The sequence below is a fragment of the Shewanella marisflavi genome, assembly GCF_002215585.1.
Lineage (GTDB): Bacteria > Pseudomonadota > Gammaproteobacteria > Enterobacterales > Shewanellaceae > Shewanella > Shewanella marisflavi.
In genome coordinates this window covers 4,179,121-4,191,396 of the sequence record NZ_CP022272.1, presented here as the reverse complement: position 1 = coordinate 4,191,396, position 12,276 = coordinate 4,179,121, and the positions used below count along the sequence as shown (strand labels likewise).

General features: G+C 49.5%; 6 protein-coding genes, 1 tRNA gene and 3 rRNA genes. 7 read left to right on the top strand and 3 right to left on the bottom strand.

All coding sequences use genetic code 11. The features are described 5' to 3' along the window. Positions 1-29: 29 nt before the first annotated feature. Complete coding sequence (locus CFF01_RS18490; protein WP_088905766.1) at positions 30-458, bottom strand: group II truncated hemoglobin; 429 nt, start codon at positions 456-458, stop codon at positions 30-32. Between the two features lie 175 nt (positions 459-633). Here CFF01_RS18490 and aroE point away from each other — a divergent pair, with 175 nt between their 5' ends. Both aroE and CFF01_RS18480 read left to right on the top strand, forming a co-directional pair. Beyond that, complete coding sequence (aroE, locus tag CFF01_RS18485; protein WP_088905765.1) at positions 634-1,476, top strand: shikimate dehydrogenase; 843 nt, start codon at positions 634-636, stop codon at positions 1,474-1,476. A gap of 28 nt (positions 1,477-1,504) precedes the next feature. Then, the gene (locus CFF01_RS18480; RefSeq protein WP_033540443.1) at positions 1,505-1,777 is read left to right on the top strand and encodes a DUF1488 family protein; all 273 of its coding nucleotides are present in this window, start codon (positions 1,505-1,507) and stop codon (positions 1,775-1,777) included. A 75-nt stretch (positions 1,778-1,852) separates the two neighbouring features. Here CFF01_RS18480 and CFF01_RS18475 read toward each other — a convergent pair whose 3' ends face one another. Further along, positions 1,853-2,410 (bottom strand): gamma carbonic anhydrase family protein, encoded by a 558-nt coding sequence (locus tag CFF01_RS18475; RefSeq protein WP_088906006.1) that lies wholly within the window; start codon positions 2,408-2,410, stop codon positions 1,853-1,855. 499 nt (positions 2,411-2,909) lie between these two features. Between CFF01_RS18475 and CFF01_RS18470 the strand changes: the two genes are divergently transcribed. The 5 genes from CFF01_RS18470 (at position 2,910) to CFF01_RS18450 (ending at position 11,205) form a co-directional block, all read left to right on the top strand. After that, positions 2,910-4,454, top strand: a 16S ribosomal RNA gene (locus tag CFF01_RS18470). Between the two features lie 289 nt (positions 4,455-4,743). Then, positions 4,744-7,636, top strand: a 23S ribosomal RNA gene (locus CFF01_RS18465). Positions 7,637-7,819: 183 nt separating this feature from the next. After that, positions 7,820-7,935: ribosomal RNA gene (gene rrf / locus CFF01_RS18460) — 5S ribosomal RNA — on the top strand. Together the 16S, 23S and 5S rRNA genes with 1 tRNA gene alongside form the textbook arrangement of a ribosomal RNA operon. Positions 7,936-7,971: 36 nt before the next feature. Next, positions 7,972-8,048, top strand: a tRNA-Asp gene (locus tag CFF01_RS18455). Between the two features lie 718 nt (positions 8,049-8,766). Beyond that, entirely contained in the window at positions 8,767-11,205 is a 2,439-nt protein-coding gene (locus CFF01_RS18450) for a putative bifunctional diguanylate cyclase/phosphodiesterase (protein ID WP_232479578.1), read from the top strand. Here CFF01_RS18450 and CFF01_RS18445 read toward each other — a convergent pair. Further along, a complete protein-coding gene (locus CFF01_RS18445) occupies positions 11,194-12,168 on the bottom strand; it encodes an alpha/beta fold hydrolase (protein ID WP_088906005.1) in 975 nt (324 codons plus the stop codon). The genes CFF01_RS18450 and CFF01_RS18445 overlap by 12 nt on opposite strands. Between the last annotated feature and the right edge of the window lie 108 nt (positions 12,169-12,276).

Genomic DNA, 12,276 nt, shown 5'->3' with positions numbered 1-12,276 from the left:
TGAGCCCTTTTTCTATCACAGCGACAACATCATTGGTTGCGCATGTGGTCGGCCAGTGTGGATATCGCCTGGTAGATCGCTTCTCTATGTTGCGGTTCTTTTATCTCTATCGCCAGGGCTCGCTCCATGCACAGAAGCCATTGATCGCGCATCGCTTCATCTATGCTAAAGGGCATATGTCTGGCACGTAGCGCCGGGTGACCATGACGTTGATGATACAGCTGCGGGCCCCCTAGCCAGCCACTCAGAAATTCAAACAGCTTCTGCTCAGATTCGGCAATTGGTGCGCTATGCATGGCAAGTAAGCTCTGCGTCTCAGGATTGGTTTGCATCTGCTGGTAGAACTGTTTGGCGAGCGCTCGAATAACCTTTTCACCACCAATCCTATCGTAGGCGTTGGATTGCTGTGGATCCCGTTCGGCCGCAGGTTTAGTTATCAACTTTTTTAACCACTTCATCTGACTCTCTCGCCGTATCTCTTGCTCTAAAGGGTGTCGTTGAGCGGCACACTAGCCTATTCTCCGTCAGCAATCAATCCGGACGCCTGTGAAGATAATGCATGGCGATGCCCTTTGCTTAGCGAGAAAAGCTAAGTAGACTGAGGGCATCAGGAGTCACAGAGACGAGTTTCCCATGACGCAAGAGGTCACGCCGGATAGGTACGCGGTGTTTGGTCACCCCATAGGCCATAGTAAATCCCCTTTTATTCATCAAATGTTTGCAGCCTCTACCGGAGAGTCTGTCTCCTATGAAGCGATTTTGGCGCCGCTGGATGGCTTTGCAGAGTCTTTGCAGACCTTTTTCGTTGAAGGTGGTAAGGGAGCCAATGTGACCCTGCCATTCAAAGAGCAGGCCTTTGCCCTGTGCGACTGTCTTGGACAGGAGGCTAGGCTTGCCGGCGCAGTCAATACTCTGAGCCTGTTACCAGATGGTCGTATTAAGGGAGATAACACCGATGGCCTGGGATTGGTTGCCGATTTAACCCGTCATCTAGGATCATTAAGTGGGAAAAGCGTGCTGCTTATAGGTGCTGGTGGCGCAGCCCGTGGTGCCATATTGCCGTTACTGAATGCCGGCATAAAGTCTTTGGCAATTCATAATCGTACTCAGAGTAAGGCGGAGCAGCTAGCGGCCACCTTTAATACTTATGGAGCTGTCGAGGCGAAAACCTTAGCCGAGCTGACCCATAGCTTCGATCTGGTGATCAACTCTACCTCTGCCAGTTTGAGCGGTGAGCTGCCAGCACTGCCAGAGGCTATCATCGACTCACATTCGGTGTGTTACGATATGATGTATGGCCGTGAGGTTACCGCCTTTAATCGATGGGCGAGTGATCTAGGGGTTGTCATGACGATTGATGGGCTAGGAATGCTGGTGGGGCAGGCCGCGAAAAGTTTCGCCATCTGGCGTGGGGTTGAACCCGAGGTGCAACCTGTCATTGATAAGTTGCGTAGCGAGTTAACGGCAACGTCATGATCCTTAATGGCGATAGGGGTGAAAAGCCATGAATCAAAGCATCATATTTACCGAACATCTAAGCTGGGAGCCTAGCTTAAACGCGATCCATTTTACGGCGCAGCAACAAGGGGTCGTGATTGACTGCTATATAGGGCAAAAGGTATTGGAGCATCTTGCGGCAGAGAAGATTAACAACAGCGAGCAGGCAATCATGCTGTTTGAGCAGTACCGCTTCGACATTGAGGAGCAGGCCGAGAAGTTAATTGAGCAGGAATCATTTGATGTTCAAGGCCATATCCAGGTCGAACGAGTCGACTAATATTGCCTTAATCTGGGTATCTTGGCGCCGGGCCTCCGGCGCCAAAAGGATCGAGTGCAATTCCCCAATCTTTGCTTAGGTTGGCAAATCCTGTAATGCCTCTTCAATATATTCATTTTTGAGACGTACATAATTGTCTGCCGATTCCGGTAAAAATTTAATCTCGGCCTCGGTCAATGCTCTTACCTTCTTGGCGGGGCTACCTACATAAAGGTGTCCGCTCTCGAGTGTCTTACCCGGTGGTACTAAGGAGCCTGCGCCTAAGATCACATCGTCTTCGATAATGGCACCATCTAAGATGATGGCCCCCATACCGATAAGGATACGATTACCGACGCGGCAGCCATGTAACATCGCCTTATGACCTATGGTAACGTCATCGCCGATTAAGAGTGGATGTCCTTCGGGACGAGATGCCGATTTACGGGTGACATGTAGCACAGTGCCATCTTGCACATTTGAACGTTTGCCTATCTTTATATGATTTACATCGCCACGAGCGGCGACCAAAGGCCAGATGCTGGCATCTGTATCTAATGTGATATCTCCGACAAGTACGCAAGCCTCGTCAATATATACACTGGCATCAAATTTCGGGCTGACGCCCTTATAAGCACGGATTGATTTTGTCACGGCTTGGTCCTTAAAACGGCTAAAAGAGTGAGGATAGCCCAGTATAATGGGTAAAAAGTAGCTGGTCAGGCTAAAAAGCATGCAAACAATGCAAAAGTAGCACTTTTCTTGAAAAAAGCCCTTGCGTAAAAGTTTCTGCTCCCTATAATGCGCTCCCACTGACACGGCAAACAGCGTCGCTTAGCGATGATAACAGCCTTCAGATGGTAAGAGTGAAAAGTTGAAAAACTTCTTAAAAATCACTTGACGCCGACAGGGAGAAGCGTAGAATACGCAGCCCTAGCCCGCTGGACTCCAGTATGAGGCGAACGTTCTTTAACAAGATGAAACAAGAAATCTGTGTGGACATTCACAGGTGTTGAGTTAATCGAAAACGATTTATATCTCAATGCAACGATGAATGTTCATAGCAATATGTACAAACATTTAGATGATTCTTCCGAGTCGTTTAAATGAATCAGAATTCATTGAGCCGAAGCTTTCAGCTTCAACAAAACTTTAATTGAAGAGTTTGATCATGGCTCAGATTGAACGCTGGCGGCAGGCCTAACACATGCAAGTCGAGCGGTAACAGGAAGAAAGCTTGCTTTCTTTGCTGACGAGCGGCGGACGGGTGAGTAATGCCTAGGGAACTGCCCAGTCGAGGGGGATAACAGTTGGAAACGACTGCTAATACCGCATACGCCCTACGGGGGAAAAGAGGGGACCTTCGGGCCTTCTGCGATTGGATGTACCTAGGTGGGATTAGCTAGTAGGTGAGGTAATGGCTCACCTAGGCGACGATCCCTAGCTGTTCTGAGAGGATGATCAGCCACACTGGGACTGAGACACGGCCCAGACTCCTACGGGAGGCAGCAGTGGGGAATATTGCACAATGGGCGCAAGCCTGATGCAGCCATGCCGCGTGTGTGAAGAAGGCCTTCGGGTTGTAAAGCACTTTCAGCGAGGAGGAAAGGTTAAGTGTTAATAGCACTTAGCTGTGACGTTACTCGCAGAAGAAGCACCGGCTAACTTCGTGCCAGCAGCCGCGGTAATACGAGGGGTGCAAGCGTTAATCGGAATTACTGGGCGTAAAGCGTACGCAGGCGGTTTGTTAAGCGAGATGTGAAAGCCCCGGGCTCAACCTGGGAACTGCATTTCGAACTGGCAAACTAGAGTCTTGTAGAGGGGGGTAGAATTTCAGGTGTAGCGGTGAAATGCGTAGAGATCTGAAGGAATACCGGTGGCGAAGGCGGCCCCCTGGACAAAGACTGACGCTCAGGTACGAAAGCGTGGGGAGCAAACAGGATTAGATACCCTGGTAGTCCACGCCGTAAACGATGTCTACTCGGAATTTGGTGTCTTGAACACTGGGTTCTCAAGCTAACGCATTAAGTAGACCGCCTGGGGAGTACGGCCGCAAGGTTAAAACTCAAATGAATTGACGGGGGCCCGCACAAGCGGTGGAGCATGTGGTTTAATTCGATGCAACGCGAAGAACCTTACCTACTCTTGACATCCAGAGAATTCGCTAGAGATAGCTTAGTGCCTTCGGGAACTCTGAGACAGGTGCTGCATGGCTGTCGTCAGCTCGTGTTGTGAAATGTTGGGTTAAGTCCCGCAACGAGCGCAACCCTTATCCTTACTTGCCAGCGGGTCATGCCGGGAACTTTAGGGAGACTGCCGGTGATAAACCGGAGGAAGGTGGGGACGACGTCAAGTCATCATGGCCCTTACGAGTAGGGCTACACACGTGCTACAATGGCGAGTACAGAGGGTTGCGAAGCCGCGAGGTGGAGCTAATCTCAGAAAGCTCGTCGTAGTCCGGATTGGAGTCTGCAACTCGACTCCATGAAGTCGGAATCGCTAGTAATCGTGGATCAGAATGCCACGGTGAATACGTTCCCGGGCCTTGTACACACCGCCCGTCACACCATGGGAGTGGGCTGCACCAGAAGTAGATAGCTTAACCTTCGGGAGGGCGTTTACCACGGTGTGGTTCATGACTGGGGTGAAGTCGTAACAAGGTAGCCCTAGGGGAACCTGGGGCTGGATCACCTCCTTACCTATACGATTGATTTAGTGCTTGTTGAGTGTTCACACAGATAACTTGTTCTTGTTAGAGCGAGTGGCACGTCCGAGCGACGATGCTTGTTCTTTAAAAATTTGGAAAGCTGATAGTGTTAATGTGAAAGGGATAGTGACGTACTTGTACGTGATTATTTGTAGCATTAGCGCGAAAAAATAATTGAGTTCTCAAAACACACTTTAATCAAGTGCATTGAGTATTCTTTTGGCGAAAGTTGAAACCATTAGTTGCGATGCGACTCAGATGAAACTCATTTGGGTTGTATGGTTAAGTGACTAAGCGTATACGGTGGATGCCTTGGCAGTCAGAGGCGATGAAGGACGTAGTAACTTGCGAAAAGCGTTGGCGAGCTAGTAACAAGCATTTGAGCTAACGATGTCCGAATGGGGAAACCCGGCAGCATAAGCTGTCATCATTAAGTGAATACATAGCTTAATGAGGCGAACGAGGGGAACTGAAACATCTAAGTACCCTTAGGAAAAGAAATCAACCGAGATTCCCCTAGTAGCGGCGAGCGAACGGGGATTAGCCCTTAAGCCTAGAGGGTGTTAGTGGAATGTGTTGGAAAGCACAGCGATACAGGGTGATAGCCCCGTACATGAAAACTAACTTTAGGTGAAAACGAGTAGGACGGGACACGTGATATCTTGTTCGAATATGGGGGGACCATCCTCCAAGGCTAAATACTCCTGACTGACCGATAGTGAACCAGTACCGTGAGGGAAAGGCGAAAAGAACCCCTGTGAGGGGAGTGAAATAGAACCTGAAACCGTATACGTACAAGCAGTGGGAGCGGTTCTTGAGACCGTGACTGCGTACCTTTTGTATAATGGGTCAGCGACTTACATTTTGTAGCGAGGTTAAGCGAATAGCGGAGCCGTAGGGAAACCGAGTGTTAACTGCGCGTTTAGTTGCAAGGTGTAGACCCGAAACCCGGTGATCTAGCCATGGGCAGGTTGAAGGTTGAGTAACATCAACTGGAGGACCGAACACACGTATGTTGAAAAATGCGGTGATGACTTGTGGCTGGGGGTGAAAGGCCAATCAAACCGGGAGATATCTGGTTCTCCTCGAAAGCTATTTAGGTAGCGCCTCGAGCGAATACCATTGGGGGTAGAGCACTGTTAAGGCTAGGGGGTCATCCCGACTTACCAACCCTTTGCAAACTCCGAATACCAATGAGTACTACTCGGGAGACACACGGCGGGTGCTAACGTCCGTCGTGAAAAGGGAAACAACCCAGACCATCAGCTAAGGTCCCAAAGTTATTGCTAAGTGGGAAACGATGTGGGAAGGCTTAGACAGCTAGGATGTTGGCTTAGAAGCAGCCATCATTTAAAGAAAGCGTAATAGCTCACTAGTCGAGTCGGCCTGCGCGGAAGATTTAACGGGGCTAAGCAATACACCGAAGCTATGGGTACTAGCGCTTGCGCTGGTGCGGTAGAGGAGCGTTCTGTAAGCCGTTGAAGGTGAAGGGGTAACCCACGCTGGAGGTATCAGAAGTGCGAATGCTGACATGAGTAACGATAATGGGGGTGAAAAACCTCCACGCCGAAAGACCAAGGGTTCCTGTCCAACGTTAATCGGGGCAGGGTAAGTCGACCCCTAAGGCGAGGCCGAAAGGCGTAGTCGATGGGAAACGGGTTAATATTCCCGTACTTCTGCTAACTGCGATGGAGAGACGGAGAAGGCTAGGCTAGCGCGGCGTTGGTTGTCCGCGTTTAAGACTGTAGGTAGGGTACTTAGGCAAATCCGGGTACCTAATACTGAGAGTTGATGACGAGGTTCTACGGAACTGAAGTAGTTGATGCCATGCTTCCAGGAAAATCTTCTAAGCTTCAGGTTAGCAGGAATCGTACCCCAAACCGACACAGGTGGTCGGGTAGAGAATACCAAGGCGCTTGAGAGAACTCGGCTGAAGGAACTAGGCAAAATGGTACCGTAACTTCGGGAGAAGGTACGCTCCTGGCGGTGATGAGACTTGCTCTCTAAGCTGCTGGGAGTCGCAGATACCAGGTGGCTGCAACTGTTTATCAAAAACACAGCACTGTGCAAAATCGCAAGATGACGTATACGGTGTGACGCCTGCCCGGTGCCGGAAGGTTAATTGATTGGGTTATCTTCGGAGAAGCTCATGATCGAAGCCCCGGTAAACGGCGGCCGTAACTATAACGGTCCTAAGGTAGCGAAATTCCTTGTCGGGTAAGTTCCGACCTGCACGAATGGCGTAATGATGGCCACGCTGTCTCCAGCCGAGACTCAGTGAAGTTGAAATTGCGGTGAAGATGCCGTATACCCGCGGCTAGACGGAAAGACCCCGTGAACCTTTACTATAGCTTGGCACTGAACATTGACCCTACATGTGTAGGATAGGTGGGAGACTTTGAAGCATGAACGCTAGTTTGTGTGGAGTCGTCCTTGAAATACCACCCTTGTAGTGTTGATGTTCTAACTCTGGTCCCTGAATCGGGGTTGAGGACAGTGCCTGGTGGGTAGTTTGACTGGGGCGGTCTCCTCCCAAAGAGTAACGGAGGAGCACGAAGGTTGGCTAAGTACGGTCGGACATCGTACGGTTAGTGCAATGGCATAAGCCAGCTTAACTGCGAGACAGACACGTCGAGCAGGTACGAAAGTAGGTCATAGTGATCCGGTGGTTCTGAATGGAAGGGCCATCGCTCAACGGATAAAAGGTACTCCGGGGATAACAGGCTGATACCGCCCAAGAGTTCATATCGACGGCGGTGTTTGGCACCTCGATGTCGGCTCATCACATCCTGGGGCTGAAGTCGGTCCCAAGGGTATGGCTGTTCGCCATTTAAAGTGGTACGCGAGCTGGGTTCAGAACGTCGTGAGACAGTTCGGTCCCTATCTGCCGTGGGCGTTGGATGATTGAAGGGAGCTGCTCCTAGTACGAGAGGACCGGAGTGGACGAACCGCTGGTGTTCGGGTTGTCATGCCAATGGCATTGCCCGGTAGCTACGTTCGGAATCGATAACCGCTGAAAGCATCTAAGCGGGAAGCGAGCCCTAAGATGAGTCATCCCTAGACCTTTAAGGTCTCTAAAGAGCCGTCCGAGACTAGGACGTTGATAGGCAGGGTGTGTAAGCGTTGTGAGGCGTTGAGCTAACCTGTACTAATGACTCGTGAGGCTTAACCATACAACCCAAAAGGGTTTTTACTGCAAAGTACCGGAAATGAGTCCAATCATTTCTTGGCACTTCCTCCATCCATGGAGGTCGTAATAATGGTTACTGAATCAGAAGAATACAAGTACTTGATTGAAGTGCGAACTCAAATTAGCTCTTGAATAAAGAGTACAGCTTTCTAAATTTCCGAATTTGTCTGGAAACCATAGCATTGTGGTCCCACCTGATCCCATCCCGAACTCAGAAGTGAAACGCAATCGCGCCGATGGTAGTGTGGGGTCTCCCCATGTGAGAGTAGGTCATTTCCAGGCGCCTAATTTAGTATCCCGCGTAAGCGTTTTACTAAAGGAGCGGTAGTTCAGTTGGTTAGAATACCGGCCTGTCACGCCGGGGGTCGCGGGTTCGAGTCCCGTCCGCTCCGCCAACATTAAGACGAAAGCCCTAGCAGAAATGCTAGGGCTTTTTTCGTTTTATCGCTTTGAAACATTTAGGTTATCGTGAGCTAGTGCGTCATGAGATAAGAAGCTTAGTCATATAGAAAATGATTACTTATCGGCACTTAGGGCTTATGACGATGCCTATTTACCCTGTCTCGCGTGTCGAAGGCACAAGCATCCGAGTCCCGTCCGCCCCGGCTACGTTGACACTTCGCGCGCATGAGCACATCGCTTCGCGATATGCGTCCGGTGATATTTAGGCAAAGCCCTAGCTTCTTTTGCTCATAAGCCTTGCCTGGGCTCTTTGGTTTTGGGCTTTAGTCGCCCTATCCTCACTCTGTCTTGCCAATTTAAAGTTAGCAAAGGATTTTAAATCATCGCTATTGGAACTGAGCCGTATCTTAATCAAGTAGTTAGTAGGAGTGATTTTTGCTTCCTTGTAGCGATTTGTAAGGCGGGGACGGATGATTTACTAGCTGTCTTGTGCTGAACTCTGTCTCTGGTTCAAACTGGTACTCATATACATATATTCAAAAGCAATAATGTTTAGCCACGAGCTAACTTAATTGTGGCATAATCGACGCGAGCACATGCAGTAGATCCTCTATTGATAAGATGTGTGATGTCTGATGACCGTTTCTTTTAGGTGTGGTGGCTTTGCTGAAATATTTCTCACGACCCTCGCTAATTATTTTTGCACCGTTAGTGTGTATCTTGCTGTTTGCGATTTTTATCACCACAGCCTACTTCATCGAAAGGCAACAGGGGCGTGATCAGGTCTCTAACGCTCAGATAGTCGCCCTATCGCAACAGTTAATGAAAATGAATCACCTAGTGGGTATGGCTGCCAAGAAACAGGACTTTTCTCGAGTCGAAGAAGAACTTGCGCTGATCGGCAGTGATATTTGGTTTTCTGTTTATACCCTGATCGATCGTGAGGGCAAGATTCGTTTTGCTAACCATGGTGTGTGGCGCGGCAGTTCGGCGCAGTTGGTCATTGACGGTTATGCTACCCAGGTGCATGGTGAGAGTGTAGCCATTGGTCAGCCTAACCTTTTTTTTAACGATAAGCGCCAGTCGATACAAGCCTATTACCCTATTACTCCCGCTATTTCTCCAATGTCTGTTGAGCGTCCCGAGCTTATTTACCTTGAGTACGATATGGCACCTTTGCTTGCTGCGAGTGATGAGCAGGTGTTTGCAAGTCTGGCGCGGATAGGTGGGTTAGCTTTGTCTGCGACTCTAGTCTTGCTTAGCTTATTGTATTACTTTCTATTATTGCCAATTAGCCGGCTAAGCAGTGAAGCCGCGTCGCTTGGACAGCGTGAGGTAAAGCGCGATTCAGTGAACTCGCCGTTTATAGAGTTGGATGGCCTAGCGAGTAATTTGAGCCAGTTTAAGGATAGATTTCAACTAGGTGCTAAACAGCTTAAAGACAGCGAACAAAGGTGGTTATTTGCGGTTGAGGTCTCTCGATATGGGATTTGGGATTGGAATCTCGAAGATGACAGTTTGTTTTTATCCGATCGCTGGCAGGATATGCTGGGTTATGGCCCAGAAGAGTTAGCGCCAGAACTCAGCAGCTGGGAGAGTCGCTTACACCCAGAAGATAAGACCTCAATTTTTGATAATTTGAATGATTATCTTAGGGGGGAGAGCGAGGAGTTTGAAAGTGTCCATCGCTTGCGCCATAAGCAGGGGCACTACATCTGGGTCTTAGATAGGGGGATGACGGTAGAGTGGGATGAGAAGGGGAAGCCCGTCCGCATGATAGGTACGCTCTCAGATGTTACCGAAGACATTCGCAATCAAAAGGCTGCCTTGCATCAGGCGAAACATGACCCCTTGACGGATTTGGCCAATCGCCGTGCATTAATGGACGCACTTTATAGCCAACAAGAAGACACTGGCGCGTGTGCAGCACTCTTTATGTTGGACCTGGATAACTTTAAGGTGGTCAATGATGCATTGGGCCATCATGGTGGCGATAGGTTATTAATCCAGATCGCTGCCAGACTTTCGAGTTATTTTGCATCGAACTCCCTGATAGCCCGTCTTGGGGCTGACGAATTTGTGGTGTTAGTGAAGAAGCTTCCTGAAGATCTGCTTGGAGCACAGCGTCGGGCTCAAGCTCTGGCGAGCCAGATGCGCCAGTTGATCGCACGTAGTTTCCATATTAGTGGCCATACCTTTAACTTGTCTGCGAGTGTCGGCATTGCGGTTATCGACCCCAGCGAAGGCATCTTGCCTGAGCAGCAGTTCAAACGAGTCAACATGGCGTTAGCCCAAGCCAAGGAAAGTGGAAGAGATGCCTGTGTGGTTTACTGCAGCGAGATGGATAAGCGAGCCGCTCAAAATTTAATGATCCGAACCGAGTTGGTGCATGCCGTGTCGCGGCATCAATTGTCACTCTCCTATCAGCCCTTGATTAACGCTAAGGGAGATATTGCCTCTGTCGAAGCCTTGTTACGCTGGCATCATCCGCAACACGGTGCTATTTCACCGGCTGACTTTATCCCTGTAGCCGAAGGCAGCTCGTTGATTATTGAGTTAGGTGAGTGGGTGTTGTTAGAGGCCTGTCGTTTTATTCGCGAATTGAAAGCACAGAATATTAATGCCCCTATGGTGTCGATTAATGTCAGCGCGCGTCAATTTCACCAAGATGAGTTCGCCCCTAATTTGCTTGCGCTGTTGACTGAGCAGGGAGTTAGCCCCCACCATATTGAGCTTGAGTTGACTGAACATGTATTGCTTACGGATCTGCAGCAGGTTAGGCAAACCATGAACTTGCTTAGAGAGGCGGGGATCAGTATTGCCGTTGATGATTTTGGTACCGGCTATAGTTCGCTGAGTTATTTACAAGAATTACCACTTAATCGACTTAAGCTAGATGCTAGTTTTATCAGGGACATGGGTAATGGCGAGGCGTCAGCCTCTATTGTGAAAGCCATGATCGATATGTCCCATAGCCTAGGACTGGCGTTTGTTGCAGAGGGGGTTGAGATACAGTCTCAATTCGATCAGCTGCAACGCTACCAGTGTGACTTATACCAGGGCTATCTTTTCCATCGTCCAATGCCAGGAGAGGAGTTGAGTAGACTGTTAGGTCGTCTGGCGGAGCAACGCGTTAAATCAAGCGTTTGAGTCGAGAAACTCCGCGAGATAACTGAGCGCCTGATTGCGGGCGCCATCGCATTCCATAAAAATTTCATGGCGGGCATTGGCGATTACCTTAAGCTGACATAGTCCGCCTACGGCAGCCTCTTGTGCCTGGTTTTCCACAATAGAATCTTCTTCGGCTTGCAAAATAAGCAAGGGTATTTGGCTATGCTTGGCCGCCACCACCGCTTGTTCACTGGCATCAAGGGATTCGGCTAACCAGCGATTGGTGGGTGAGCCGAGTTGCAGCTGTGGATAGGTTTCATACAGGCGGCGATATGCTTGATAGCGTATCGCACTGTGAGTCAAATCATTGGCTTCGAAGGGCTCTGGAGAGTAGTTCTTGCCGCTCAAGACATAGTTTGGCTGCCTAGTTGAGCCATTATCGAGTCGTTGAACGAGCCAGCGTACAAAGCGCTTCGGCATGGGTAGGCAGATGCCGTACATGGGGGCGGATAACACAGCCGCGTTGAACACATGGGGGGCCTGCTGAAGATACAGGGTGGCAATGGTACCGCCCATGGAATGACCCACGAGGAACAGGCTGTCATGATGATTGGCTTTGACTATGGTTTCGATAAATAGCGCAAAGTCTTGTACATAGTCAGAAAACTTTTCTACATGTCCCTGATGCGGGTTATCGGTTAGCCTGGAGGAGAGACCTTGTCCTCTGTGGTCGATAGCGTAGACGCTATAGCCTAACTGGTAGAGGTCAAAGATGAGCTCTTGGTATTTAACATAGGCTTCCACCCGTCCACTACTGATCACTATTGCCCGGTTTGAATCTGGATTCAGTGCAGCGCAGTAGGCCAGCTTCAGATTATCGATTGTCGTCAACTCGCCCTGCTTTACTCCTTGCCAAAAGGTGTTTATCTGCTTGCTGTTGTCTTGTTGTTCGCTAGAGAAACTGAAGCTTGGGACGGAGACTGAATCGAGGGCTGTAGACATTGGACGCATAGATTAAGAAAAGAGAGCTAGAGTGTAGCACGATATCTTATCGGGATTAATGCTAGGTGCTCAAAGCGAGTCCTCTGACGCCTTCGCAGGCGCCAGAGG